Raw genomic sequence first — 26,348 nt, 5'->3', positions numbered from 1 at the left:
AGCTGAGCGTTCGTCGCATTTCTGCTGGTCAAGTGACTTTGCGCTCGCTAGAATTGCGCACTTTTTGATCAGAGGCGCCCAAAGCGCCCAACAGGCTTGCCCGCCGCCACGGCCGGCAAACCCTTCAATACCGAGGTTAGTCATGTCCACCACCCCTATGCCCACCGCGCCCAAGGTCGGCTTTGTATCCCTGGGTTGCCCCAAGGCCCTGGTCGATTCCGAGCGCATCCTGACCCAGCTGCGCATGGAAGGTTATGAAGTCGTGCCCACCTACGAGGACGCCGACGTGGTGGTGGTCAACACCTGCGGCTTCATCGACAGCGCCAAGGCCGAATCCCTGGAAGTGATTGGCGAAGCCATCAAGGAAAACGGCAAGGTCATCGTCACCGGCTGCATGGGTGTCGAGGAAGGCAGCATCCGCGACGTGCACCCAAGCGTATTGTCGGTGACCGGCCCGCAACAGTACGAGCAGGTGGTCAATGCCGTGCATGAAGTCGTGCCGCCGCGCCAGGACCACAATCCGCTGATCGACCTGGTGCCGCCCCAGGGCGTCAAGCTGACCCCGCGCCACTATGCCTACCTGAAGATTTCCGAAGGCTGCAACCACAGCTGCAGCTTCTGCATTATCCCGTCGATGCGCGGCAAGCTGGTCAGCCGCCCGGTCGGCGAAGTGCTGAGCGAGGCCGAGCGCCTGGTCAAGGCCGGGGTCAAGGAGATCCTGGTGATCTCCCAGGACACCAGCGCCTATGGCGTCGACGTCAAGTACAAGACCGACTTCTGGAACGGCCGCCCGGTCAAGACGCGCATGCTCGAGCTGTGCGAAGCGCTGAGCAGCCTGGGCGCCTGGGTGCGCCTGCACTATGTCTACCCGTACCCGAACGTCGACGACGTGATCCCGCTGATGGCGGCCGGCAAGATCCTGCCGTACCTGGACATCCCGTTCCAGCACGCCAGCCCCAAAGTGCTCAAGTCGATGAAACGCCCGGCGTTCGAAGACCGCACCCTGGCGCGCATCAAGAACTGGCGCGAGCAGTGCCCTGAGCTGGTGATCCGTTCGACCTTCATCGTCGGCTTCCCGGGTGAAACCGAAGAAGACTTCCAGTACCTGCTGGACTGGCTGACCGAAGCCCAGCTCGATCGCGTCGGCTGCTTCCAGTACTCCCCGGTCGAAGGCGCCCCGGCCAACGACCTGGGCCTGGACGACGTGCCGGATGACGTCAAGCAGGAACGCTGGGACCGCTTCATGGCCCACCAGCAGGCGATCAGCACCGCGCGCCTGCAACTGCGCATCGGCAAGGAAATCGACGTCCTGATCGATGAAGTCGAAGATGAAGGCTCGGTCGGTCGCAGCTTCTTCGATGCTCCGGAAATCGACGGCAATGTGTTCATCGACGGCAACCACGGCTTCAAGCCGGGTGACACAGTACGTTGCCGGGTGACCGACGCCGACGAGTACGACATGTGGGCCGAACCGATCTGATTCGGCGCTGTTAAAAAAGCCCTGCCAGCGATGGCGGGGCTTTTTTTTACAACTATCGTTTCCTCAATTGTCCTGAGGAGACCACCGTAATGCGCAGGCACATTACCGTGCAGACGCCCCACTTGAGCGACTACCCGGAGCTTGTACGCGTGTGGGAGGCATCGGTGCGCGCCACCCATGACTTTCTTCCCGACAGTTACATCTGCCTGCTGCGCGAGCTGCTGCTGAGCCAGTACCTGGACGCGGTGATGCTGATTTGCTGCAAGGACGCCAGGCAGCGCATCCGTGGTTTTGCCGGGGTCGCTTGCGGGCGGGTGGAAATGCTCTTCATCGACCCCCAGGTACGTGGCCAGGGCCTGGGCTCGCGGCTGCTGCGGGTGGCCATCGATGAGTTGCACGCCGAGCAACTGGACGTTAACGAACAGAACGCCCAGGCCCTGGGCTTCTACCTGCGCCAGGGCTTTGAAGTGGTCGGCCGCTCGGAAACAGACGGCATGGGGCAGCCCTACCCCCTACTCCACATGAAGCTAATTCGTACGCAGTCTGTCCGCACCGGCTGAAGGACTATGTAATCCACCTCCGAAATACCGCCAAACTGCAGATTAATGGCTGGATCAAAGAATGTTCCCGGCCCCAAGCCCGCCCAGGCAGTTACAATAGGCACCTTTCCCTGTGCCTACGGCTGTCGTCATGTCTGAACCCATTCGCCTTTCCAAACGCCTCATCGAACTGGTCGGTTGCTCCCGGCGGGAGGCCGAACTGTACATCGAGGGCGGCTGGGTCACCGTTAACGGCACCGTGATCGACGAACCGCAGTTCAAAGTCACCGAACACAAGGTCGAATTGCGCCCCGGCGCCAAGGCCGAAGCACTGGAGCCAGTTACCTTGCTGCTCAACCAGCCGGCCGACCTCGACCTCGACAGCGCCTGCGCCAGCATCGGCGCCGACAGCCTGTCGCCCGAGCACAGCTACAGCCGCCGCCCGCTCAGGGCGCACTTCGCCCGCCTGAGCTGCGCTGCGCCGCTTCAGGAAGGCGCCAGTGGCCTGCAGGTGTTTACCCAGGACTGGCGGATTACCCGCAAGCTCAGCGCCGACCTGGCCAAACTTGAGCAGGAATACATCGTCGAAGTTAGTGGCGATATGATTGCCCATGGCCTGGAACGGCTCAATCGCGGCTTCAACTGGAAAGGCAATGAACTGCCGAAGATCAAGGCCAGCTGGCAGAACGAAACCCGCTTGCGCATGGTTCTGAAAAACCCGCCAGCCGGGCTCATCAACCTGCTCTGCAGCAGTGTCGGGGTCACCCCGGTGAGCATGCGCCGGATCCGCCTTGGCGGCGTCGCCATGAGCAAGCTGCCACTGGGCCAGTGGCGCTACCTGGCAGCCAGCGAAAAATTTTAAGCAACAGGGCGCCGTCACTCAGGCGGCGCCCCTGAACAGGATTGTCCCCATGATTCACAACGATGCCCTGCGCAGCCTGCGCTACCTGCTGGACGTCAGCGATACCAAACTTACCGAGATCATCAAGCTGAGCGGCTTCGAGGTGTCCACCGCCGATATCGCCTCCTACCTCAAGAAGGAAGACGAGGAGGGTTTCGTGCGCTGCCCCGACGAGGTCATCGCCCACTTTCTCGATGGCCTGGTGATCTTCAAGCGCGGCAAGGATGACAGCCGCCCACCGCTGCCGATCGAGCTGCCGGTGACCAACAATATCGTCATGAAAAAACTGCGCGTAGCCTTCGAACTGAAGGAAGACGACCTGCACGCGATCCTCAAGGCCGCCGACTTCCCGGTGTCAAAACCGGAGCTCAGCGCCTTGTTCCGCAAGGTCGGGCACAACAACTACCGCCCCTGCGGCGACCAGCTGCTGCGCAACTTCCTCAAGGGCCTGACCCTGCGGGTTCGTGGCTGAGCCGGCGATGAACTACAGCGTCGCACCGGTCGGCTACGTCCGCTCCTGCTTCAAGGAAAAGTTTGCCATTCCGCGCCAGCCGCAATTGGCGCCGGCCGCCCGTGGGGTGCTGGAGCTACTGCCACCCTACGACAATGGCGAGGCGGTGGCCGGCCTGGAACAGGTCAGCCACGTCTGGTTGCTGTTCCTGTTCCACCAGGCCCTGGAAGACAAGCCACGGCTGAAGGTACGCCCACCACGGCTGGGCGGCAACAAGTCCATGGGTGTGTTCGCCACTCGCGCAACCCACCGGCCCAACGGCATCGGTCAGTCGGTGGTCAGGCTGGAAAAGGTCGAGGCTGGCCGCTTGTGGTTGTCGGGCATCGACCTGCTCGATGGCACACCGGTGCTCGATATCAAACCCTACGTGCCCTATGCCGATGCCTTGAGCACAGCGGTCAACCAGATGGCTGACGCGCCGCCTGCACCGATCGCGGTGAACTGGAGCGATACCGCCTTGATCCAGGCCCGCGAGCATGGCCTGCGCATTGGTGAGCCGTTGCTTGAGCTGATCGAGCAATGCCTGGCCCAGGACCCACGACCGGCCTACCAGATACCGCCACCCGAGCGCGTCTATGGGGTGAAGTTCTGGGATGTGCAGGTGCGCTGGCACTACCCGCAAGCGGATCAGATCCGGGTGCTGGAAGTGGTGAAAGATCTGTAGGCACAAAAAAGCAGGCCGAGGCCTGCTTTCTTATGTCGGTGCTGCTTACTTCTCGACGAATGCACGCTCGATCAGGTAGTCACCCGGCTCGCGCATACGAGCCGAGATTTTCAGGCCGAAGCTGTCGAGCACTTCGCTGGTCTCGTCGAGCATGCTCGGGCTACCGCAGATCATTGCGCGGTCGTCCTGCGGGTTGATCGGTGGCAGGCCGATGTCGCTGAACAGCTTGCCGCTGCGCATCAGGTCGGTCAAGCGGCCCTGGTTCTCGAACGGCTCGCGGGTCACTGTCGGGTAGTAGATCAGCTTGTCACGCAGCGCTTCGCCGAAGAACTCGTTCTGCGGCAGGTGCTCGGTGATGAACTCGCGGTAAGCGACTTCGTTGACGTAACGCACACCGTGAACCAGGATCACTTTTTCGAAGCGCTCGTAGGTTTCCGGGTCCTGGATGACGCTCATGAACGGCGCCAGGCCAGTACCAGTGCTGAGCAGGTACAGGTGTTTGCCCGGGTTCAGGTCGTCGAGCACCAGGGTGCCGGTAGGCTTCTTGCTGATGATGATTTCATCGCCTTCTTTCAGGTGCTGCAGCTGCGAGGTCAGCGGGCCGTCCTGCACCTTGATGCTGAAGAACTCCAGATGCTCTTCCCAGTTCGGGCTGGCAATCGAGTAGGCGCGCATGAGCGGGCGGCCGTTTGGCTGTTGCAGCCCGATCATCACGAACTGACCGTTCTCGAAGCGCAGGCCCGGGTCGCGGGTGCACTTGAAGCTGAACAGGGTGTCGTTCCAGTGGTGAACACTGAGGACACGTTCGTGGTTCATGTTGCTCATGTACGGGCTCCTGAAGAAAAACGCGGCGCTAAGCGAGAGCGCAATTGCGCAATAGTTTAGTGCCAGCGACAATATCTGTTAACTGAATTATCAAGATATGTCTTATCGGTTATATAGATATGCGATTTACCCTTCGTCAGCTCCAGGTGTTCGTTGCCGTGGCCCAGTACCAAAGCGTCTCGCGGGCCGCTGGAATACTGGCGCTATCGCAATCGGCCGCCAGTACCTCGATCACTGAACTTGAGCGCCAGTCCAGTTGCCAGCTGTTTGACCGCGCCGGCAAGCGCCTGAGCCTCAACGCCCTGGGCCATCAACTGCTGCCCCAGGCGGTCGCCCTGCTCGACCAGGCCAAGGAAATCGAGGACCTGCTCAATGGCAAGTCCGGTTTTGGCTCGCTGGCGGTGGGCGCCACCCTGACCATCGGCAATTACCTGGCCACACTGCTGATCGGCAGCTTCATGCAGGTCCACCCGGAAAGCCAGGTCAAGCTGCATGTACAGAACACTGCGCATATCGTGCAACAGGTTGCCCATTACGAAATTGATCTGGGTCTAATCGAAGGTGACTGCAACCACCCGAATCTGGAAGTGCAGCCCTGGGTCGAAGATGAGCTGGTGGTGTTCTGCGCGCCCCAGCACCCGTTGGCCAAACGCGGCCAGGCGAGCATGGAAGACCTCACTCATGAGGCCTGGATCCTGCGCGAACAGGGCTCGGGCACCCGCCTGACCTTTGACCAGGCCATGCGCCATCACCGCTCCACCCTCAATATCCGCCTGGAGCTGGAACACACCGAAGCGATCAAGCGGGCGGTCGAGTCGGGCCTGGGGATCGGCTGCATCTCGCGCCTGGCCCTGCGCGATGCCTTTCGTCGCGGCAGCCTGGTGCCGGTGGAAACCCCCGAGCTGGACCTGGCCCGGCAGTTCTACTTTATCTGGCACAAGCAGAAGTACCAGACGACCGCCATGCGCGAGTTTCTCGAACTGTGCCGCAGCTTCACTGCCGGCGTGAGCCGCAGTGACGAAATCGTGCTGCCAACCATCGCTTAGAGCAGGATTACCGCCCAGGTCAGGCCGACCATGCTCAAGGCCACGAACTGGGCGGCGCTGCCCATGTCCTTGGCATTCTTCGACAACGGGTGGCGATCGAGGGAAATACGATCGATCGCCGCCTCTACCGCCGAATTCAGCAGCTCGACGATCAGCCCCAGCAAGCACACGGCGATCAGGATCGCCCGCTCGGCGCGGCTGACATCCAGCCAGAATGCCACCGGGATCAATATGACGTTGAGCAGCACCAGTTGACGGAACGCCGCCTCACCGTTGAACGCGGCGCGCAGGCCGTCGAACGAATAGCCGGCGGCATTGAAAATACGTTTGAGGCCGGTCTGGCCCTTGAAAGGCGACGACATAAAAACTCACTTCATCCACTGAACGTGCTGCAGGCTAGTGTAGATCGGGTCAAAAAAGCGTGAAGGCCAATGGCCTTAACTGGCTGAAACCGATTCCAGTTGTTGCAGCAACAAGGCGGCCTGGGTACGGGTACGCACGCCAAGCTTGCGGAAAATCGCCGTCACATGGGCTTTGATGGTCGCTTCCGAGACACTCAGTTCATAGGCGATCTGCTTGTTCAGCAAACCTTCGCAGACCATCGTCAACACTCGGAACTGCTGTGGGGTCAGGCTGGCAAGGCCCTCGCTGGCAGCCTTGGCCTCAGCGGACACATCGACTTTCTCAAACGCCTGCGGGGGCCACCAGACCTCACCGTCAAGGATCTTCTGCACAGCGTCCTGAATCACTTCCAGCGAGCTTGATTTGGGAATGAAACCACTGGCGCCGAACTCCCGCGACTTGACCACTACCGCCGCTTCTTCCTGCGCCGACACCATCACCACCGGAATCTGCGGGTACTGCCCGCGCAACAGCACCAGCCCGGAAAACCCGTAAGCGCCCGGCATGTTCAGGTCCAGCAGCACCAGGTCCCAGTCGGCCTTCTCGCTCAGGCGGGTTTCCAGCTCGGCGATGCTCGCCACTTCTACCAGGCGCACATCCGGGCCCAGGCCCAGGGTAACGGCCTGGCGCAGCGCACTGCGAAACAGCGGGTGGTCATCGGCAATCAGGATTTCGTATGTGGCCATCGATCTAATGATCCTGTTCTGTGCAGGCGCAGGAAGGAAGGATAAGCGCCTGGCGGGCAACACGAGGCTTGCGGCAACGCCGCAGACCCAAAAGGCACATCGAGGCCCGGAAAAACAGCGTTTCAAGCCTTCGTTGTGCCCGAATCGGCGCCAAGGATGCCGAGCCAGGACCGGGTGGTCAAGTTCAACACCCGCCATGCTCGCCCACCCTGGCCACCAATCCATCCATTATGAAGCAAAGTGACGCGCCTGCCCCTTGTACTATAGGAAGGTATGCAAACGCTGGTGCACGCTATCCTGCTCATCCAGCGGCAGTTGATGCTTGGCGCTCAGGTAGTGGGTGGTGAATACATCCAGGTACGCATCCAGCGCTTGGGCCGCGTGATTGTCGCCGGCCATTTCCAGGCACATGGCCGCCACTTCGGCGGTGCAGAAGTGGTCGTCACGCTTTGAGCGACGCAAGCGATAGCGCGAGATCTGCTCAGGCTGCAGGCTCAATACCGGAAAGCGATTGAGGTACGGGCTCTTGCGAAACATCTTGCGCGCTTCGGTCCAGGTCGCATCCAGCAGAATGAACAACGGACGCTTGCCCGGTGTTCGCACGACCTCGCTGACCACCCGCTCAGGCTCGACGAACTCGCCCGGAAACACGATATAGGGCTGCCACTGCGGATCGTCGAGCAGCGCCAGCAACGCCTCATCGACCGCCGTACGCTGCCAGCCAAAAGCCGAGGTATCGGCAATCAGGTCAGCGATCAGCCAGCCGGTGTTGGTCGGTTTCAAGGGCTCGGTGTCATACATCAACAGGCACATACCCGAATCGGTCGGCACCCGCGGGCGCCAGGCGCACAGGCAGTAACTGAAAATCACTCGGCACTGTGGGCAGCGAGGTGCCCGGGAGCCGCGGGCAACGAAGGGTTTGACACTGAGCGCCAGACGCTCGGCGCGCAGGCGCGATACGGCGTGGCTCATGGCTGGGCACAACGTGGGCAAGAAAGGGATGACACTGCACTGACTCGGCAAGACGGAAAACCCGCGCAGTTTATCAGAGCCTGCCGACAGGTTGAGGGGATTTGGCGTGCAGCGCGCGCGCCGACTCCCCTATAATCCTCAGCCTGTCGCTACCCGCTGGCACTGCTGTTGCGCCCGTGACGGAACACCGCGCGCCGTTGTCGGTCCAACCGCCAGTTACCGAACCAGGAGAAATTCATGCTGCGTTTCATCGCCCCGTCCCTGAGCTTGTTGCTCGCCTTGCCTCTGGCGGCCAACGCCGCCTCCAAGCAGGAGTACGAGCTGAGCAAAATGCTGGAAAAAGTCGCCGCGCAGAGCAGCGTGGGCACGCCGCGGGCGATCAACGAGGATATCCTCGACCAGGGTTACACCGTCGAAGGCAAGCAACTGGTCAATCACCTGAGCGTGCTTCCCGGTCATGCCGAAAAAATGAAGGCCGACCCGAACCGGGTGCGCAGCCAATTGGGTGACAGCGTGTGCAAGAACAGCGGTTACCGCCAACTGCTCGCCAAAGGTGCAGTGCTGACCTATCGCTTTACCGAATACAAGACCAATCGCCCGGTGAGCGAGCAGGCATTCGATGCCGCCAGCTGCGGCCTGAAAGTCCAGAAGTAACAGCCCTAGGCTACCCGCTCCCTGTCGCGCCGTTGTTTTTCATCGGCGCGCAGTTCGGCCACCAGGGCCTGGATATAGCGCGAGTGCCGCTCCCCTCCCCCCAGCCGTCGCAGGCACTCCTGTTCAAGGCTCAGGTTATTGGCCTTCGCCGCATTATCGAGCAACCGGAACAACTGCTCGTCAAGCTCCAGGTTAAGCCGTTGCATGCTGCAGCCTCCTTGCACCGCGCAAACTCGCTGATCTTCAGTTAACCAGACCTGAGCAATGATTGGATCCTAGCTGACGAGCGGTCCTGCGCTTGGCAGCGAACGCCGTGGAACCATTCGGCATAAACCCGCGCCAAGGTCTAGATTGATAGCAACCATCCCGTATTTTTCGGGCAAGCAAAGGGGGTTGCCCATCGACGTGCTGCGATGCACGTGCAGCGTTGAACAACAATAAGTTGTATGGACCCATTACAACTGCAATGAGACCTTGCAGGTCTACTGCAATGCTCGGGGATCACACTCGAGCCACGGCAGCCAGCGACACATGCAGTGTCGCGGCCGGACAACGCATTGCCGCCCGGTCAGAGGTTTTGCTGCAGAAGGAGACGTTTGAATGCCTTACAAACCGAACGAACTGCTATCGAGTCACTTCAAGAACAACGACATCGACCTGAGCAAGATCGATGAGCAACTGAGCCTGGTTGCGCCGAACAGCCCCAACCTGCCGCTGTACCGCGACATGATGCTGACCGTGCTGCGCATGGCCCATGATGACCGCAACCGCTGGAACGCCAAGATCACTCTGCAGGCCCTGCGAGAGCTCGATCACGCCTTTCGTACCCTCGAACAATACAAGGGGCGCCGCAAGGTCACGGTGTTTGGCTCGGCCCGCACCCCGGTCGAACACCCGATGTACGCCTTGGCCCGGGAGCTGGGGGCGACCCTGGCACGCTCCGAGCTGATGGTCATTACCGGCGCCGGTGGCGGCATCATGGCCGCCGCCCATGAAGGCGCAGGCGTGGAGCACAGCCTGGGTTTCAACATCACCCTGCCCTTCGAGCAACACGCCAATGCCACCGTGGATGGCACCGACAAGTTGCTGCCGTTCCACTTCTTCTTTATACGCAAGCTGTTCTTCGTCAAGGAAGCCGATGCCCTGGTACTGTGCCCGGGTGGGTTCGGTACGCTGGATGAAGCGCTGGAAGTGCTCACGCTGATCCAGACCGGCAAAAGCCCGCTGGTGCCAATCGTTTTGCTGGACTCACCCGGTGGCAGCTTCTGGCAGGAAGCCCTGAACTTCATCACCCGCCAACTGGAAGAGAACCGCTATATCCTGCCCAGCGACATGAAACTGCTGCGCCTGGTGTACAGCGCCGACGAGGCGGTGGAGGAAATCAACCAGTTCTACAGCAACTACCACTCCAGCCGCTGGCTGAAAAACCAGTTTGTGATCCGCATGCAGCATCCATTGAGCGAAGCCGCGCTGTTTGACGTGCAGGAAGGTTTTGCCGATTTGCGCCTGAGTGGCAACTTCTACCAGCATGCCTATGGTGGCGAGCAGCATGACGAGGCCCGCTTCAGCCACCTGACGCGCCTGACCTTCGCCTTCAACGGGCGTGACCAGGGACGCCTGCGTGAGCTGGTGGACTTCATCAACCTATCGGAGAACTGGGCCAAGCCTCAACCAATGCACACTACCCAAAGGGCACGCGAGGCACTAAAGGTTACTTAAGCTCAGTCGTCCAACCCTCGGCCGCTCAACAGGCGGCCGACCGACTCCATGGAAAATCCACGATAAACCAGAAAACGGGTTTGCTGTGCGCGGCTGCGCGGATCGATGGGCAGTTGGCCGGCAAACTTGCGCTGCCAGACTTCCAGCAACCGGGCCGACCAGTCCACCCCGCATTCACGCAGGGCCTGGTCGATATCACCACGGTGCAACCCGCGCTGGCCCAGCTCTTCGCGAATACGCGCCGGGCCATAGCCTGAGCGTGAACGGTAGCTGATGAAGCTTTCCAGATAACGGGCTTCACTGAGCAGGCCCTCTTCCGTCAGACGGTCGAGCTCCTGATCAATCAATTCGGGGGAAGCGCCGCGCTGACGCAACTTGCGCGTCAGCTCGACTCGACCGTGCTCGCGACGTGCGAGCAGGTCCATGGCTGTCCGCCTTACGGCGACGGGGGTATCGAGTACGGCGGACATGGGGTCAATCAATAGTCAGCGTTAGCGTCAGCCAGATCTTCCGGCTCGGCATCGGCTACTGCGGCTTTACCAGCGGCTTCAACAGCTCCGGCATTAAGCAGCTTGTCGCGGATCTGCTTCTCCAGGGTCGCGGCGATTTCCGGGTTCTCCTGGAGGAACTTGGCCGAGTTGGCCTTGCCCTGGCCGATCTTGCTGCCCTGGTAGCTGTACCAGGCGCCGGATTTTTCCAGGAAGCCGTGCAGCACGCCCAGGTCGATGATCTCGCCGTTGCGGTAGATGCCCTTGCCGTAGAGGATCTGGAATTCAGCCTGACGGAATGGCGGAGCCACCTTGTTCTTGACGATCTTGACCCGGGTTTCGCTGCCGACCACTTCGTCGCCGTCCTTCACCGCGCCGGTACGGCGGATGTCGAGACGGACCGACGCGTAGAACTTCAGCGCGTTACCACCGGTGGTGGTTTCCGGGCTGCCGAACATCACGCCGATCTTCATGCGGATCTGGTTGATGAAGATCACCAGGCAGTTGGCGTTCTTGATGTTACCGGTAATTTTGCGCAGCGCCTGGGACATCAGGCGAGCCTGCAGGCCCACGTGCATGTCGCCCATTTCGCCTTCGATCTCGGCCTTGGGTACCAGGGCCGCCACGGAGTCGACGATGATCACGTCAACCGCGTTGGAACGCACCAACATGTCGGTGATTTCCAGGGCCTGCTCGCCGGTGTCCGGCTGCGAGACCAGCAGGTCATCGACATTGACGCCCAGCTTGCCGGCGTACTCCGGGTCCAGGGCGTGCTCGGCGTCGACGAAGGCACAGGTAGCGCCTGCCTTCTGTGCCTGGGCGATCACCGACAGGGTCAGGGTGGTTTTACCGGACGACTCCGGGCCGTAGATTTCGACGATACGGCCTTTTGGCAGACCGCCAATGCCCAGGGCGATGTCCAGGCCCAGGGAACCGGTGGAAATGGCCGGAATGGCCTGGCGCTCGTGGTCGCCCATGCGCATGACCGCGCCTTTACCGAATTGACGCTCGATTTGCCCCAGGGCCGCAGCCAAGGCGCGCTTCTTGTTGTCGTCCATTGAAGTCCTCACGTAATCGATAGGGCCTGACGGCCAGAACACCTGTATAAGTAGCCAGTATTATTCCACAGGGTTTTCTTCGCGCCTACCCCCGATGTGCGATTTACTCTGCGCCAAGCTGTAACAAGCCCTCTAGCGCGGCGATTACCGTTTGTCGGCGCACCGCGTCACGGTCACCCTCGAAGTGCCGGCGCTCGCTGCTGACGTGGCTGCCATCGGCCCAGGCCAGCCAAACAGTGCCCACCGGTTTTGCCGGTGAGCCGCCATCGGGCCCGGCCACGCCGCTGACCGCTACGGCAAAACGCGCGCCGCTGGCAGCCTGGGCGCCCCGCACCATGGCCTCGACCACGTCCTGGCTGACCGCCCCGACCTGCATGAACAGCGCCTCGGGCACCGCCAACTGACAGGTCTTCTGGCGGTTGGAATAGGTCACATAACCGGCCTCGAACCAGGCCGAGCTGCCCGGGATCCGTGTGATGGCCTCGGCAATACCGCCGCCGGTGCAGGACTCGGCGGTAGTCACCTGGGCATTGAAACGGCGCAGGTGTTCCCCCAGGCGGGCGGACAGTACAGTAATCGGGTCCATGCCAAGCTCCTTGGTCAATGCCGCTGCCTGCGCTGCGCCAATACCTCGCGAGGAAAGCGCAGCAGCAAGTTGTAACTGAAAAATGTCATCGCGTAGAACGCCAACAGCGACAGCATCGCGATAAACGGAAAGAACACCACGCTCAGGCCAAAGAAGCGAAACCTTCTAGAGTGAGCGGCAAAGTCGGTGAAGGTAAAATAATTCTGGTAGATCAGAAAAGCATCCAGCAATACACAGCCTGCGGCAATCAATGCATATCGGCCCAACGCCACCTGCGCCGGAGGCCCCGGTCGCAGCAGCGATCGCCGCATGATGCAGACAGTGATCCACAGGGAAAAAAACGGCGCGGCAACGGCAATGTAGTTGCCGATCGCCTTGGCGGTCAGGGGAAACATCGATGACCAGACGCCCACCCGACCGAACAGGCAGTCATCGAGAAACCGCTCAAGTTCCGCGTAGAAGCCCTGATCCGCCACGGCCGGGATCAACCAGGCAAGCAGGATGACCGGCGCCAGGCTCACACCAATCAACAGGTACGGGATATACAGGTAGGCCCCCTGTTGCGGGTCGGCTTTCATCACATTCATATTCACTGCGTCCATTGAGCCGGGCCAGGGGCAGCAGCACGGCGGCTCCCCCTGACCCATCTTTTCAGGATGCTACTGCATTGAGCACCATCTGGTTGAACGACTCCATTGCCTGGGCGTCGATGTAGGACGACACGGCAGCCAGAATCACCCCGGAGGCAATGATACCCGCACCTGCGGCCAAACCAGGTGCCAGCACCAGCGCCAGGCCGGCACCCAGTACGGCGCCGGCGGCAGCGCCTACCAGAGCGCCCACGGCAATGCTTTCCAGCTCCAGAAAGAACGGCTTCCATTCACCGGTGCTGAAACCACTGGCCGCCTTCTGTGCCAGGGTCGTTGCCTGCACAGCCTTGCCCGTTACACCAAACGCCTTGCCCAACCGCATGGCGTTGTCGGCATAGGTTGCCACATCCAGGGCATTGAGGGCCTGAGCGATGGCGGCAGTGTCCTTCTGGTTCATCTTGAAGCCCGGGTTGCGCGCAAGCTTTTCAAACGCCTGCATGGCCTGGTCGTAGCTCTTGACCGTCTTGCCGGTGATGTCCTTCTTCAGCTCGTCGGCAGCCTTGGCCATCTGCGCTCCGAAACGGCTGGCGACCTCCTTGCCGACATCACTGGCGAAGCTAACTGCGCTTTTGTACGCCTCCTGCTCCGCCACTTCCCGGGCTTGGGCCTGCAGCTTGTCGAGTTTCTCCTGGAGCATCGCGTTGGCAGTCAGGTCCACGTGCAGGCTCAAGCCTGCGCTCATGACATCCAGGACCTGATCGATAGCAGGCGGGATCTGCTCGTCGTCGAGTTTTTTCAACTCGGCGACCATTTTGTCGATGTTGCGCTCGATCAGCTCGCTGCCCGGCGAGGTGGACAGGCGCAGACGATTGAATTTGATCAGCTCGTCGCGCTTGGCCATCATCGCTTTGACGATACCGATAGAGCGCTCCAGGCGTTGCCCCGGGCTCAGGGCCGCATTGCTGCCGGCAGCGGCTTCGGCGGCGCGTTGTTCGGCATCGAGCTCTGCCGGCAGGGCGCGCTCCTTGCGCACGAAGCTGCCGTGAACCTCGTCACGCACCTCGAGGATCTGATAAGGCAGAATGCCCCAGACACTCATGCCCAGGTCGTAGTAGGCATCGATACTCGGCCAACCGTAACCCGACAGCACGGATTCGACGATCGTGGAGTTGAACACGATTGCCGCATTGAACGCAGGGCCCGTGGGCCTGCTGACGCCATCGATCGACACCGTCACCGAACCGATCACGCTACCGATGTTGCCGCTGCCCCAGAAGCCGCCGAAGACATTGCCAGCGGAAGCACCGCTACCGCCGCCTGGGGGAATGCCACGGTCGACGATGATATTTTTTTCACCCATGTTTAAAGTCCTTTTTTGTTGAGTCAATTGATAGCGAGGACACAGCCATGCCGGCCGTCCTCATATGGTTGGTTGAAAACAGAAAGTCTTTTGCACAGCCCCGACGCTCAGGGCATCAGCCCGCGCACGTAGGCCTGGCACGCGCGCAAGGCGATCAGTCCACGGTCGCCGTCGTCGGTGATGGCGACAATTCGTCGAGCATGCGCCGGGTCAAGTCGGGCGCGTACGGGGCCATGATCCAGGCCGCCGGTGCCGGGGGCGGCAGGCAGGCCGGCACAACCGGCGGCGTCGCGCTCGACCAGGACTGACAGCCGCACGTCAGCAGTAGCCAGGCGATCACGCAGGCGTGCCTGAGTCTGTTGGGCATCGAGTAGCTCCTGATAATGTCGTTGCTCACTGACCGCCAGCCGCTGCGCCATTCCTTGGCGTTGCAGGCGTTCGGCGACCAGTTGCGCGGCAGCGGCTTCGGCCTGTGCCTGCCACTCCTGTCCGTGCTGTTGCGCTTGCTCCGCAAGTTTGTGCCCCATGCGCCAACCCTGGACCTGCCAGGTCAGTGCACAGGCCAGCAACATCAGCAATGCAACAGCGCCCCATTGCAGTCGGCTCAACACAGCACCTCGCGGGCCCGCGCCCAGAGTTTCAGGCGGTCTTCAAGGCCGTTGAGCCCGCCGTTGATATGCCGGGTGATGCGGTTGAACTCGCCCAGGTCGGCCAGTTGGTTGAGGCCGCGCGAGTGCCAGAACCAGGCCGCCGACTCGGCCGCCCATTGCGGTTGTTCGAGCAGTTGTGGCTGCTTGAGCAAACGCTCGTCAGCGAACAGGGCCATGCTGCAAGCCCGGTAGTTGTTGCGCCCGGTGACCTGGATCAGGCCGCGGCCGCAATACAGCTGGCCATCACCGTCCGCTTCGGGGGTGTTGCCCAAACGCAAGGCCAGGCTGCCGGTGTCGTAACGTGCCAGGTAGCGGTCATTGCCCAGCTCCTTGACGTAGCGCAACTGACCGGACTCGTGGCCGATCTGGGCGAGGAAGGCGGCCATGCGCCGTGGGGTGTCGATGTCCCAGCGGGCCATGGCCAGGTTCAAGGCAGGTAGAAAAACGCCCGCATTCAGGCGGGCGTTGGGGAACACGGCAGCAAGTTGCTCCAGCGTCATGTAAGGTTCCTCATCCTTGGGGGTTCAAATGGGGTGCAACTGAATCGTCTTCAGACCCGGCCTGCTTTTGGCTTTCTTGCCCTTGGCTTTGGCTTTGCCTTGGCTGCCACCGTTGCAGTCGACCGTGGTTCCCCAGCCATTGGCGCTGAAGCTGTGCTCGACCGACTCGATCAGGTACTCGCCGTCCAGCCCGTCCTTGAAGCCCTGGGCAAGAATCAGGCGCTCGGCAAACAGATCGGTGCGTCCGGCCATTTCCAGTCGCACGCTGGCAGTACTGCGGTTGAACGCCGCCAGGCGCGCCTTGGCAGCCTGCTCGGCAGCAGCTTTGTTGGGGTAGAGATGACGGTCGCTGTGTACCGGCTGCAGCCCGGCCGGCGAGTCGTCATTGGCCAGGTCGATAATCTTCAGCCCGCCGCTTTTGGGGTCCTGATGTCGGGTTTGCACAGCCTTGTGCGTGCCTTTGTCCGCCAGACGAATCTGCCAGCGGCTCACATCGCTGCGGTTGAGGGTAACGACCCCCAGGGCCTGCCCACTGGCGCTGCGCCCGGCCTGACGCGACAGCACCAGCAACTTGCCGTCGCCGATCTTGGCCGTGCAGTCGTACTGCCTGGCCAGGCGGGTAATGAAGTTGAAATCCGACTCGTTTAACTGGTCGACCCGTGGCACCCGTGTGCTCACCGGGCAGAGCGGTTGCCAGCCGTTGCGCGCGGCAATGTCCCTGACGATCTGCTGCAACGGCACGTCCTCCCAGCTACCGCTGCGGATACTCTTGCCAGTACCACGCATGTCGCTGGCCTTGCCACGGATGACGATACTGTCGGGCGGACCGGACAATTCAATCTCATCCACGGTGTAGCGCCCCAGGCGCGTCAAGACCTGGCCGGCGTAGCCCAGGTGCACTTCGATCAGCGCCCCCCTGGCAGGCAGGGTCACAGCGCCGTCGCGATCGTCAATGCGCAGTTCGAACTCGTCGGACTCCATTCCAGGCTTGTCCGAGGTACGCAATGACAGCAAGCGATCGTTGATCAGTTCGGTAATGTCCTTGCCATCGGCAACAAGGCGAAACACTGGCTGCATGGTTCAGGCTCCAGAAAAGAAAGGCCCCGCACACGGCGGGGCCTGATCATCACAGTTAACGACAAGCATCAATCCCACAGCTGCACCGTGGCATCGCTCGCTGCCGGCAGCTCCGGCAGCAGGATCAATACCCCGGCGTGAAACGGTTGCGGTTGCTCGGCCAGGCCTTGATTAGCTGCCAACACGGCCTCGACGGTGCCGCTCAGGTGGCCGTAGTAGTGCTGACACAAGGTGTCGAGCACGTCACCCTCAGCGGTTCTGCAGGTCGTCGCCATAGCTCACAAACTCCAGTGAGAAACCTTGTTTTCGCGGAATGCCCCCGGCCAGCAGATTGCTCTGGTCTTCATCAACGCCGGTCAGGCACCAGGTGCCCAACACCTCGCCGTAACCACTGGTCAGGGTCAATGGTTGCAGTTGCCGACCGATGCTGCGCAACGCCTGCAACTGGCCAAGCCCGCCCTTGAAACCGGGGAAAATCGCGCCCTTGATGCTGATCTTCTCATCACCCAGGCCCACGGCCTGTTGCGCCGTGCTGCGGGTCAGACGCTCCTGGCCTGCCCAGCGAAAGCTGGTCTGCCGACGCAGCTCATCGAACGCTGCCGTGTCGAGGTTGAAGTAATAGGCCGGTGACTGGGCTTTGAGCGGTTGCAGAATCAGCAAATGCGGAAACGGCTTGACCGCTTCTGCCGCCGGCGTCGCTTCGGGGGCGAAGCTGCTGGTCGGCAGGATATTGGCCAGGGACGGACTGATCTTGCCCGCCAACCGATTGATCGCGGCACTGACCCGGCCAACCTGGGCCTTCACCGTGGCGACGCCATCACGTACCTGCGCCACCACCGCCACGGCCCGATCATATTTCGCCAGCGCTTGATCGACGCTGGACTGGGCCTTGTTGATCGCCCGCAAGCTGCGCTGCAGCTTGGCACCGATGGCAGGCCCGACAAAGGGCAACGCCTCAAGTTCGGCGGCGGCACCGATGAACTCGGCGGCGGCATCCTTGACCGGCGCCAGCATTTCATCAGCACTGCGCCGCCCCGCCTCGCCCGCCGCCACCAGGGCACCAAGCCCTGATTGCAACTGATCCATGTAGGTCATGGCACCTCCTTAAGCAACGTGAGGAACGTCGTACAACTGACGGCTGGTGGATTGACGCAGCAGATCCTCGAACTCCCGCCGGACAATGGCACCGACTTGCTGGGCAAGCTGCAAGGGATCGCTCATCCCGCCCTGAACCGTGATGGTGGGTGAAAAGGTGATTTGCTGAACTGGCTGCGGCGGTTGGCTGGCGCCAGGCTGTTCCATCCTGGGTGCCATGGAAAGCACGCCTGGCTGGTCTGCCGCAGGCTCCATCCCACGAACAATGTTGCCGATTCGCCCGACGGCAATGCCAGCGTCATCCTTGGAACGCTGCAAGTTCAAGGGTTGCCGGGCGGCTGACGGGGCCTGGCCCCTGTCCTGGGCGGGGGTGACGAGCGATCCGGCCTGTTTGCTGTCAAGCGTACCTGCGAGATGCCCCCCCACCAATGAGCCAAACTCCCGGCCTGGCAGCAGAACAGGCACGCCTGGCGCCGCTCCAAGCAATGCTCCGGTCACTGATGCGCTGACAAACTTCATGAGTTTGTCGTCCTCATCGGCTCTCGTCGGTGCTTGGCCTACGGCGGGTGTGGTTTTGCTCTGCTCGCTGGGGCATGGTTTGCACGTGTCTGCTGGGGGAGCAAACCAGCGCTTCGCCATCCAGCCACTCAAACCGTCATGCGCTGGCTGCCCCGAGGATGCACTTGGCAAAGGGCCGGCCCCTGATATTGACGACGGCGCAGATGACAGTCTCGTCAGCACCGGCATCGGTCCATCCGCCGAGGCATTGCCACTGTCCTTGCGCAACAAGGATATCGGTGGCAGCGCCTGAGCAGGCCTTGAAGCTGGCGCTGGTGCCTCAGGGTCACTCATCCAGCGTTTGCGCAGATACGCATCCAAGTTTTCGCCCGCCAAACCACCGACCCATTCGCCACCCCGTTCGCCACCCCGTTCGCCGAATACAGCCCCGATCGGCCCACCGACTCTGCCCCCAACCCAGCCCCCGAACCGTGCCCCCGCGAGCCCGCCCAGGGTTTCACCATAACTCTTGGCCTTTTCTTCAGGTGACTGGTCACTGGTATAGGTACTGAAAATATCGTATCCCGCTTCCAGATAATCAAGCCGCTTACCCCACCGCTCAGCAGCATCGCCCGGTTTCGCTGACGGGTCGTGCGATGCTTCAGTGCGAGGAGGTTGCTTTGCAGGTGGCTGGTGCGCACTTCCAGACCCGGTGGGTCGGGTTTCTTTCTTGGCTGCCGAACGTTGCTCAGGCCCGCCTGAACGCGCCTTTGCTTGGGCCTTGCTCGCTTTGCCTGGGCGAGCCTTGCCCCCTTGCTTGCCAAGGGCCATTGTCATCGCGCCCAGGGAAAGCCAATCAACTTCCGGCACTGCTGCTTGTGTTGTATTGCTGCCCGATGGGGCCAGGCCAGGACCTGGCTGTGCCTTGCTGGATGCACCTGGGCGAGCTTCGGCCTGGCCTGTCGCAGGCCTTGAAGCTGGAGCTGATGCCTCCGGGTCACTCATCCAGCGTTTGCGCAGATACGCATCCAAGTTTTCGCCCACCAAACCACCGACCCATTCGCCACCCCGTTCGCCACCCCGTTCGCCGAATACAGCCCCGATCGGCCCACCGAGTCTGCCCCCAACCCAGCCCCCGAACCGTGCCCCCGCGAGCCCGCCCAGGGTTTCACCATAACTCTTGGCCTTTTCTTCAGGTGACTGGTCACTGGTATAGGTACTGAAAATATCGTATCCCGCTTCCAGATAATCAAGCCGCTTACCCCACCGCTCAGCAGCATCGCCCGGTTTCGCTGACGGGTCGTGCGATGCTTCAGTGCGAGGAGGTTGCTTTGCAGGTGGCTGGTGCGCACTTCCAGACCCGGTGGGTCGGGTTTCTTTCTTGGCTGCCGAACGTTGCTCAGGCCCGCCTGAACGCGCCTTTGCTTGGGCCTTGCTCGCTTTCCCTGGGCGAGCCTTGCCCCCTTGCTTGCCAAGGGCCATTGTCATCACGCCCAGGGAAAGCCAATCAACTTCCGGCACTGCTGCTTGTGTTGTATTGCTGCCCGATGGGGCCAGGCCAGGACCTGGCTGTGCCTTGCTGGATGCACCTGGGCGAGCTTCGGCCTGGCCTGCGCCTGACTTCAACCCTAAGACCAACTTCATCAAGCCCAGTGACAGCACATCAAGGCCCGCAATTTTCACCACCAACGGGTTGCTGCTGTTCGACTGCGTTGGCACCGTAGCATCCTGCCCCGCTGCCGAATCATCAGTCGAAGCCAACTCATCTGAACCTGCCCCGTGCGGTTCCTCGCGCGGCCTCTGGGTCTTGCCAAGGGTGTTCTGATCGGCCTGTTTGAATCTGTTGATTCGCTCCAGGACCGCCTTGAAAACCACCCCTAGCGTCGGCTTGACGATGGCACCAATCACCCGCGTTTGCGCCAATTTGCTCGCCATCTGATCCCCCTTGTGCATGGCTATACGCTCAATCCGTGAGCCACCAGACCATGTCGCTGTACGACATGGTCATGATCTGGGCAGCGGTAAAATTCAGCTCTTTGGCGAGCCGCTTTGCCGCCGCCTTCTGCAGCCTGGGATCAAAGCTCGTCGTCTTGCACCAGACGAAAATAGCCCGCCTGCAAGCGGCCGTAATCCTTGAGCGGCAGTTCCTCGAGATCCTTGATCCCGACTTCGGCCAGGGAGGCGAAGAGGTTCAGCTCACGCTGCTCGTCATCGCCACTGGCCACCGATTGTGCGGTACGGATGTCACGCACGGTCGGCGCCCGCAGTGCCAGACTGTCGACTTGAACGCCATTGGCCTGGCAGGGTTTGCTCAAGGTCACAACGACGCGCTCGGCGCTCACCGCCAGCCAGCTCGGTGTCTTGTTTGCTTGTTGCATGGGAGCTCCTTACAGGCCCAGGGCCGAACGTTGGGCGGCGAGCTGGTCGACGCCGTTGATGACGCGTTTCATGCCCAGCGGGTCGATTTCGTAGACCAGGCGGCCGTCGACTTCGAGCTTGTAGTAGGTCACGGCCACGTTGTGCTTGATCTCGGCCTTGTCGCCCGGTTTCCAGTCGCCCATGTCGACCTCTTTGAGCGCCCCGCGCAGGGTGACGATGACCGGGGTGATTTTGCCTTTGAGGCCTTTGAAGGCACCGCGGAAGGTGCCGTTGAACGCCGAGCCGTCGGCCAGGCCGAAGAACTTCAGCGACTCGCGGCGCACGCCAGTGGTGACGAAGCCGGCTTCCTGCTTCTCCATGCCTTGATCGATTTCGATCGCCATGTCCATGCCGCCGGCACGGTGCTCCTCCATCTTCAGGGTGAGCTTGGGCAGGGTCAGGCTGGGGACGTCACCTTGAAAACTGACGCCATCGACGAACAGGTTCAGGTTGGCCAGGGTTTCGGGAATCATTGCCATGGTTATTGCTCCTTAAGCGGCTTGGTCGAGGACTTCGGTCAACCACTGGTTGGTGACCTCGACACGGAAATTCGGGTTCTCGGCTGGCGGCACGTCGGTGAAACGAATGTTCCAGTAGACCTTGCCCTGCTCCAGCTGGCTGGCGGTGTTCAGCTCGGGGTCGGCGAACACTTCGAAATTGATGATTGCGCCCTGGGCCTTCAGATCACGCATGAACGCCTGCAGGCCTTCGGTGACATCCTTGACGTAAGTCGCGGTGATCGAGCGGTCCACCGCCCACTTGTGGCCGTAGAGGATTGCGTCCATGACGATGTCCATGGTCCGCACGCGGGTGACGAAGGCCCACTTCGGGTCGCTGCTCAGAGTACGGTTGCCCCACAGGCGATAGCCGTCATCGCGAATCACGGTGGTGATGTTGGCGTTGTTGAGCAGGTTGGCCCGGCAAGTGGCATCGCCATCGAGGTACTCGATCGAGCGGCTGGTGCCGGTGATGCCGACAAACTCCTTGTTCGACGGCGAAGCCCAGAAGCCGTACTCGCTGTCGGTCCAGGCGAACAGGCCAGCCACCCAGGCCGATGCAGGGGCATCCAGGGTTGCGCTCTTGCCGGTGTCCCAGTACTGCACACCCGGGTCGACCAGGTAGGCACGCTTGGCGCCAAAGTTGTCGGCGTAGGCGATGGCCGCCTCGTCGGTGGTGTTCGGGCCATCGATGATGGCCAGGCCACGCAGCTTGTCAGCCAGGGCCACCAGGGCGGTACCGACAGCCAGGGTGGAACTGTGCTTGGGCGTCACCAGCAGGCGTGGCTGGGCGTTAAAACGGCTTTTGCCGTCGAGCAGCGCCTGCAGGCCGGTGCGTTTGCCGTCGGCCAGCACACCGCCGATGATCGCCGAAGTCTGCGCCGCCTCTTCGTCGAGCTTGGCCACGCCGCAGGCAACGATGACCGCCTTGGCACGGCTGTAGATGGCCTGGCAGGCCCGGGTGATCGCCGCATCGGCGCCGAACGCGGCAACCGCTTCACGCTCGCTGGTGATCAGCACCAGGTCGTTGGCCTTGGCACTGGCGGTCGGCCCGGGGGTGAAGGTATCGACCAGCCCGATAATCGAGGAAGAAGGCAACGCGATGGTGCGTGCGCCGGTGTCGACGTTGGTTACGGTAACGCCGTGGAAAAATCCACTCATGAGTAAGTCTCCAGAAATGCAAAAGCCCCAGCAGGGCCGTGGTACAGCAGAAAAGAAAACGCCCCGGCAGTGCGGGGCGTCAGGTGATTGAATTGGCGGCCTTGCCGTCTTCGGGACTTGGCGGCCACTCCACCGCAAGGGGGAAGCCTTCTTGCTGCTCAATGCGGGCCAGATCTACTCGGTAGTCTTTCCAGGCCACCAGCAGCACCTGCTCGGCTGCTGTCGCACGCCCCAGATCAACGGCGTCCTGAAGTGGAGCGACGCGCAACGAGGCGACATAAAGCCGGTCATCGCGCTGGGCCATTACCTCCAGGCGCATGCCAGAGCGCTGAGCGGGCTCATCCAGAACCCAGTCAGTGCCGCTCCAGCGGTGGTAAACACTCGGACGCGGAACCCGTGACAAGCCCGCAGGTAGCCCCCCCAACCGGGTGTATTCCTCAGGAAAGCCCGTCCCGGTGTTGTAAACGGTTCCGCGGTTGTCTTCGATTGGCTCCCAGGTGGTTTTGTCCGCCGAACGCTTGGCCACATGCCACTGGGGGACTTTCGGGGGGGCATCCAGATAAGCGAAGCCCGGAATTAGCCAGTTGTCAGGGTCCAGCGGGTCAGGATCAGCAATCCCCTTGCTCAGGTACTCACCCGAGATAGGGTGGGCGTGATAAATCGTTGGTGCAGTCATAAAGCGTCCTCAGTATTTGATGCAGGCGAGCAATGCCATATTGCGGGGCCGGGCCTCACTGCCGCCGTCGGTGTTGATGACCAACTGGTGGGTGTGACCACCGGCATTAGCGGCCGTACCCGTTAGGGTATGGGTGTGGTCACCTGCGGCCGAAATTGCCCCGGCCGTCCATTCGCCGTTCGCGCCCGGTGCGGTGATAGGCGGCCGATAACCCGCTACATCGTTGCCACCCATAGAAATGTTGTGGCTATGCGAGCCCCCGCTGCTGGTCAAGCCGCTTATCGCGTGGTAGTGCTCTCCGCTCAATGCGGCATACCCGGTGTGCGCGTGAGTAGCGTTCTGCCCGAACTGAACAGAACCGAGCGCGCGGTTGATATCCACACCCCGGGCATCGTCGTAACACCGGATGAACTCGCCTCGCAGGTCTGGCAAGTGAAAAGTAGTGCTGCCATCACCTGCTCCGCCGAACGTTCCGATGGCGGTGAATAGCTTGGCGTAAGTCACTCGGTTCACTTGTGCACCGTTGGCCTTGAGGTAGCCAGGAGGCGCGGAATACGAAGGGAAATAGACAATGGTGCCTGGCGCCACCTGATTATCCAGGCGCTCCCACTTCGTCCATCCACCAAGGTCGGTGTACACACTGCGGACAAAAATCGCGCTACCACCGTCATACTGAACCGCTATCTGGGAACGGTTCGAATGGGGGGCAATGTGTCTGAAAAAGGTGGTTGTGATGTGCCAGTAAAAACCCGGTATTGGCACATTGGGGTGATTGGTGAGAATCACCTGACTTGTCGCCTTATCAGGGTCCTGATCGATTGCTCCTTGATTCAAACCTGACACGGCCTGCAGCGCATCAAGCAAACCATTGACCTGGGAAATGCCGTGGCTATGAGCGAGCGGTGCTTTGTCGGCCAGCGCGTCCCCCAACCCGGTTACCGCATTGCTCGAAAGCGCACCTGTTCTTGCAAAATCCAAGGCGGCGTTCGAGACATTGGCAGTGGTTAGTACAGCGACCCGCCGTGCCTGGACCTCACCGGAGATGACAGTACTGTAGGGCTCACTCGTCCAATCTTGATAGATCGCCAAGCCACCACCATAACTGCGCTCCTTGAGTGCTGTAACAGTGAGCCGTGGAATGTACGCATTGGACCCGAAGTCCAGGCGAATGTTAACCAATCCATTGCTGTGACTGAGGTGAACCTTGAACAAGTTGTCAATATCAACACTTGCGCCGCTGACAATCACCTGCGGCATGTATATCGCATTCTGGTAGTAGTACCAGCAAAGCTGGGCTTCGAACGGGCTGGTATAGCCGTTAAGCGCCCCCTTGATCGTCAACGTAGGCATGGTGCCTTCCGATGCGGGAATTTTGGTCCGAATCAAAATGCCGGTGGTTTGCCCGTTGACGGTCGCATCGATGCATTCCACAGTGAAAGCACCAGTCAGATTCCGGCCGCGAATCTGAACGTCATCCAAGATCCCATAGCCCACAAGATTGTTCGCCTTGTCCGCCTTGCTGTTCAGGCTATTAAGGACGGTCGTAGCAAAATTCGGGTCGTTACCCAGCGCATCTGCCAGCTCCTTGAGCGTGTCCAACGCACCGGGTGACCCCGCTATCAGCTTGCTGACCGCGGCATTCACGAAGGCCGTGTTGGCAAGCTGAAGTGAATCACTGCCTAGGGCCGCCGTCGGCGCCGTTGGAATCCCCGCCAACGCAGGACTCAGCAATGGCGCTTTTTCCGCCAGAGCCTTGTCCACCTGAATCTTGGTGTACACATCAGTGAGGCCGTAGCCTGCCACTGTGGTCGGGTTGGTTGCAGCAACCACGCGGCCATACTTGTCCACTGTAACGCAACGATAAATGCCAGCTGTCACACCGGTGCGACCAAAGGCCATTTCGAAGGCCAGTCCGGTCACACCGAGGGTAATCAGGGCATCGCTCACCAGTTGCCAAGCGCTATCGCCATTGGAGTTGCCCTTCTCCACCAACACCAGCAGGCCTGGTGTTACCTTGGCACTGCTATCCGCATCAGAGCATCGAGTCCACCCCCCGGCAGCAACCAGGTACAAGCCATTATCCTTTGCAGCGGCTTGGTCCTTGACCAGCACACGGTTACCCACCTGCAGCGCCACCCCGTCGACCGTCTGCAGGCCGCTCAGTTCGACAGAGGCCGTGGTCGCGGCCAGTACCGAGTGTTTGAAGTCCTGGCGGGACAGCTCCTCTGTCACCCATTCACGGCTGGCCAACACTACGCTAGGGTCAATTTTCAGCTGCACACTGCTGGAACTGCTGACCACCAGACTCATACGTACTACTTGCGTACGACCCGAACCTTGGCTCAGCAACGGTTTGTAGGTTGGCGCACAGTTGGCCACCGCAACCAGGTCACCGTCCGCATCGTAGAGGCCGATTTCACGAATCCAGCGCCCCCCCGCGTCAGCCGGAATCACCTGTTCGGCAACGATAATGGCGCTGTTCTTTTCATCCACTTTCAGCTGATTCAGCGGCGCGCGACGCCATTCGCCGAGCAGGGCGGTTTGAGTGGCATTAGGTGTAGGGTCGGTGCCGTTGGCATCCCCTACGCCCATTTGTGTAATTTTCCAAGGGATGCCCAAGGCATCGGCGTTGGCCTGCTTTGCTGCCCCCACGTTGGTGAGGATGGCGTAAAACTGGGAGTTCTGGTCAACCATATGCAATGTCCAGGATATCAATGGTGTGTTCACGGCCACCACGGCCAATCAGGCCGGCGACCTCAATTTCTCGTGGTACAGGTGGGTATACGTCGAGTACGTCGCCCTCGCTCACCGAGCCGCCCACGTAGAAGCCGCCAAGCGATTCCAGGCTGATTGCCAAACCTGTCATGTGCCGACTCACTGGCCGGGCGTCATCAAGTAACGCCGACAGCTCACGGTAGCTCTCTTCGCTGATCCCGCCGTTGGAAACGCCGATCTTCAAGGCGAAGGTTCCCGGCGCGCCCTCGGGCTGCTGGTTGAACCATTCGGCTATCTCAATGAGATAACCGAACGGCTCCACCACCCTTCGTAGTGCACTGATGGTTCCTTTGTGTGCATGTACGTAGAACGCCGAGCGGATCACCGAGCGCTTGATTGCCTCTGGCCAGGTTTCATCCCAGCGGTCCACCGACCAGGCCCAGGCCAGTTGGTGCAGCAGGTGCGCAGGGCAGGTGTCGGGGTTGTACAGGGCACGCAGGGGGACTTCGGTGGTTTCAAATCCTGCGGCCTCGATGGCTTGTTCAAGATCGGTACTGTTGAGCGGAAGCAAACTGTCCAT

General features: G+C 61.1%; 30 protein-coding genes. 8 read left to right on the top strand and 22 right to left on the bottom strand.

Annotation, left to right across the window (positions count from 1 at the left end; translation table 11 throughout):
* The first annotated feature begins 142 nt into the window (after nt 1–142).
* From rimO to tsaA, 5 genes are all read left to right on the top strand, one after another.
* Nucleotides 143–1,480 (top strand): 30S ribosomal protein S12 methylthiotransferase RimO, encoded by a 1,338-nt coding sequence (gene rimO / locus EXN22_RS07780; protein WP_130263516.1) that lies wholly within the window; start codon nt 143–145, stop codon nt 1,478–1,480.
* Between the two features lie 89 nt (nt 1,481–1,569).
* A complete protein-coding gene (locus tag EXN22_RS07775) occupies nt 1,570–2,040 on the top strand; it encodes a GNAT family N-acetyltransferase (protein ID WP_130263515.1) in 471 nt (156 codons plus the stop codon).
* Nucleotides 2,041–2,170: 130 nt separating this feature from the next.
* Nucleotides 2,171–2,881, top strand: coding sequence for an rRNA pseudouridine synthase (locus EXN22_RS07770; RefSeq protein ID WP_130263514.1), 711 nt, complete (start codon nt 2,171–2,173; stop codon nt 2,879–2,881).
* 49 nt (nt 2,882–2,930) lie between these two features.
* Nucleotides 2,931–3,392, top strand: coding sequence for a YehS family protein (locus EXN22_RS07765; RefSeq protein ID WP_130263513.1), 462 nt, complete (start codon nt 2,931–2,933; stop codon nt 3,390–3,392).
* 7 nt (nt 3,393–3,399) lie between these two features.
* Nucleotides 3,400–4,095, top strand: a complete 696-nt coding sequence (gene tsaA, locus EXN22_RS07760) for a tRNA (N6-threonylcarbamoyladenosine(37)-N6)-methyltransferase TrmO (RefSeq protein WP_130263512.1) — start codon at nt 3,400–3,402, stop codon at nt 4,093–4,095.
* Nucleotides 4,096–4,140: 45 nt separating this feature from the next.
* Here tsaA and fpr read toward each other — a convergent pair whose 3' ends face one another.
* Nucleotides 4,141–4,920 (bottom strand): ferredoxin-NADP reductase, encoded by a 780-nt coding sequence (fpr, locus tag EXN22_RS07755; RefSeq protein WP_007908723.1) that lies wholly within the window; start codon nt 4,918–4,920, stop codon nt 4,141–4,143.
* A gap of 119 nt (nt 4,921–5,039) precedes the next feature.
* Here fpr and EXN22_RS07750 point away from each other — a divergent pair, with 119 nt between their 5' ends.
* On the top strand, nt 5,040–5,966 hold the full coding sequence (locus EXN22_RS07750) for a LysR family transcriptional regulator (protein WP_130263511.1): 927 nt from the start codon (nt 5,040–5,042) through the stop codon (nt 5,964–5,966).
* Here EXN22_RS07750 and EXN22_RS07745 read toward each other — a convergent pair.
* The 3 genes from EXN22_RS07745 to EXN22_RS07735 form a co-directional block, all read right to left on the bottom strand.
* Nucleotides 5,963–6,328, bottom strand: coding sequence for a diacylglycerol kinase (locus EXN22_RS07745; protein ID WP_130263510.1), 366 nt, complete (start codon nt 6,326–6,328; stop codon nt 5,963–5,965). The genes EXN22_RS07750 and EXN22_RS07745 overlap by 4 nt on opposite strands.
* Nucleotides 6,329–6,403: 75 nt before the next feature.
* A complete protein-coding gene (erdR, locus tag EXN22_RS07740; protein WP_130263509.1) occupies nt 6,404–7,054 on the bottom strand; it encodes a response regulator transcription factor ErdR in 651 nt (216 codons plus the stop codon).
* Nucleotides 7,055–7,315: 261 nt separating this feature from the next.
* Complete coding sequence (locus EXN22_RS07735) at nt 7,316–8,026, bottom strand: tRNA-uridine aminocarboxypropyltransferase (RefSeq protein ID WP_130263508.1); 711 nt, start codon at nt 8,024–8,026, stop codon at nt 7,316–7,318.
* 237 nt (nt 8,027–8,263) lie between these two features.
* On the opposite strand from EXN22_RS07735, the gene EXN22_RS07730 reads away from it, so the two are divergent.
* Entirely contained in the window at nt 8,264–8,680 is a 417-nt protein-coding gene (locus EXN22_RS07730; protein ID WP_130263507.1) for a quorum-sensing-regulated virulence factor family protein, read from the top strand.
* Nucleotides 8,681–8,685: 5 nt separating this feature from the next.
* Here EXN22_RS07730 and EXN22_RS07725 read toward each other — a convergent pair whose 3' ends face one another.
* Nucleotides 8,686–8,886 (bottom strand): hypothetical protein, encoded by a 201-nt coding sequence (locus EXN22_RS07725; RefSeq protein WP_130263506.1) that lies wholly within the window; start codon nt 8,884–8,886, stop codon nt 8,686–8,688.
* A gap of 394 nt (nt 8,887–9,280) precedes the next feature.
* On the opposite strand from EXN22_RS07725, the gene EXN22_RS07720 reads away from it, so the two are divergent.
* Nucleotides 9,281–10,399, top strand: coding sequence for an LOG family protein (locus EXN22_RS07720; RefSeq protein ID WP_130263505.1), 1,119 nt, complete (start codon nt 9,281–9,283; stop codon nt 10,397–10,399).
* Nucleotides 10,400–10,401: 2 nt separating this feature from the next.
* Here the strand turns inward: EXN22_RS07720 and recX are convergent, their stop codons facing one another.
* From recX to EXN22_RS07630, 17 genes are all read right to left on the bottom strand, one after another.
* Entirely contained in the window at nt 10,402–10,869 is a 468-nt protein-coding gene (gene recX, locus EXN22_RS07715) for a recombination regulator RecX (RefSeq protein WP_130263504.1), read from the bottom strand.
* 8 nt (nt 10,870–10,877) lie between these two features.
* Nucleotides 10,878–11,945 (bottom strand): recombinase RecA, encoded by a 1,068-nt coding sequence (gene recA, locus EXN22_RS07710; protein ID WP_130263503.1) that lies wholly within the window; start codon nt 11,943–11,945, stop codon nt 10,878–10,880.
* A 103-nt stretch (nt 11,946–12,048) separates the two neighbouring features.
* Complete coding sequence (locus tag EXN22_RS07705; protein ID WP_130263502.1) at nt 12,049–12,531, bottom strand: CinA family protein; 483 nt, start codon at nt 12,529–12,531, stop codon at nt 12,049–12,051.
* A gap of 14 nt (nt 12,532–12,545) precedes the next feature.
* Nucleotides 12,546–13,109 carry a hypothetical protein gene (locus EXN22_RS07700; protein WP_130263501.1) on the bottom strand — a complete coding sequence of 188 codons (564 nt, stop codon included), beginning with the start codon at nt 13,107–13,109 and terminating at the stop codon, nt 12,546–12,548.
* A 73-nt stretch (nt 13,110–13,182) separates the two neighbouring features.
* Entirely contained in the window at nt 13,183–14,481 is a 1,299-nt protein-coding gene (locus EXN22_RS07695; protein WP_130263500.1) for a colicin-like pore-forming protein, read from the bottom strand.
* Between the two features lie 107 nt (nt 14,482–14,588).
* Nucleotides 14,589–15,089, bottom strand: a complete 501-nt coding sequence (locus tag EXN22_RS07690; RefSeq protein WP_233281689.1) for a lysis system i-spanin subunit Rz — start codon at nt 15,087–15,089, stop codon at nt 14,589–14,591.
* A complete protein-coding gene (locus EXN22_RS07685; RefSeq protein ID WP_130263499.1) occupies nt 15,086–15,631 on the bottom strand; it encodes a glycoside hydrolase family 19 protein in 546 nt (181 codons plus the stop codon). Before EXN22_RS07685 ends, EXN22_RS07690 begins: the two co-directional genes overlap by 4 nt.
* Before the next feature lie 24 nt (nt 15,632–15,655).
* Nucleotides 15,656–16,708, bottom strand: a complete 1,053-nt coding sequence (locus tag EXN22_RS07680; RefSeq protein WP_130263498.1) for a phage late control D family protein — start codon at nt 16,706–16,708, stop codon at nt 15,656–15,658.
* A gap of 68 nt (nt 16,709–16,776) precedes the next feature.
* Entirely contained in the window at nt 16,777–16,983 is a 207-nt protein-coding gene (locus tag EXN22_RS07675; protein ID WP_130263497.1) for a tail protein X, read from the bottom strand.
* On the bottom strand, nt 16,958–17,803 hold the full coding sequence (locus EXN22_RS07670) for a phage tail protein (protein WP_130263496.1): 846 nt from the start codon (nt 17,801–17,803) through the stop codon (nt 16,958–16,960). Before EXN22_RS07670 ends, EXN22_RS07675 begins: the two co-directional genes overlap by 26 nt.
* A 9-nt stretch (nt 17,804–17,812) precedes the next feature.
* Entirely contained in the window at nt 17,813–20,236 is a 2,424-nt protein-coding gene (locus EXN22_RS07665; RefSeq protein WP_130263495.1) for a hypothetical protein, read from the bottom strand.
* Nucleotides 20,237–20,376: 140 nt separating this feature from the next.
* Nucleotides 20,377–20,679 (bottom strand): phage tail assembly protein, encoded by a 303-nt coding sequence (locus tag EXN22_RS07660; protein WP_130263494.1) that lies wholly within the window; start codon nt 20,677–20,679, stop codon nt 20,377–20,379.
* 9 nt (nt 20,680–20,688) lie between these two features.
* The gene (locus EXN22_RS07655) at nt 20,689–21,198 is read right to left on the bottom strand and encodes a phage major tail tube protein (protein WP_038996697.1); all 510 of its coding nucleotides are present in this window, start codon (nt 21,196–21,198) and stop codon (nt 20,689–20,691) included.
* 12 nt (nt 21,199–21,210) lie between these two features.
* Nucleotides 21,211–22,377 (bottom strand): phage tail sheath subtilisin-like domain-containing protein, encoded by a 1,167-nt coding sequence (locus tag EXN22_RS07650; protein ID WP_130263493.1) that lies wholly within the window; start codon nt 22,375–22,377, stop codon nt 21,211–21,213.
* A 79-nt stretch (nt 22,378–22,456) separates the two neighbouring features.
* On the bottom strand, nt 22,457–23,053 hold the full coding sequence (locus EXN22_RS07645) for a tail fiber assembly protein (protein WP_130263492.1): 597 nt from the start codon (nt 23,051–23,053) through the stop codon (nt 22,457–22,459).
* Nucleotides 23,054–23,062: 9 nt separating this feature from the next.
* Nucleotides 23,063–25,747, bottom strand: coding sequence for a phage tail-collar fiber domain-containing protein (locus EXN22_RS26315; RefSeq protein ID WP_325053300.1), 2,685 nt, complete (start codon nt 25,745–25,747; stop codon nt 23,063–23,065).
* On the bottom strand, nt 25,740–26,348 hold the full coding sequence (locus tag EXN22_RS07630; RefSeq protein ID WP_130263491.1) for a phage tail protein I: 609 nt from the start codon (nt 26,346–26,348) through the stop codon (nt 25,740–25,742). Before EXN22_RS07630 ends, EXN22_RS26315 begins: the two co-directional genes overlap by 8 nt.

The sequence above is a fragment of the Pseudomonas tructae genome, from assembly GCF_004214895.1.
Taxonomy (GTDB): Bacteria; Pseudomonadota; Gammaproteobacteria; order Pseudomonadales; family Pseudomonadaceae; genus Aquipseudomonas; species Aquipseudomonas tructae.
The sequence above is the reverse complement of the archived record's forward strand: the minus strand, read 5'-3'. Positions and strand labels throughout refer to the sequence as shown.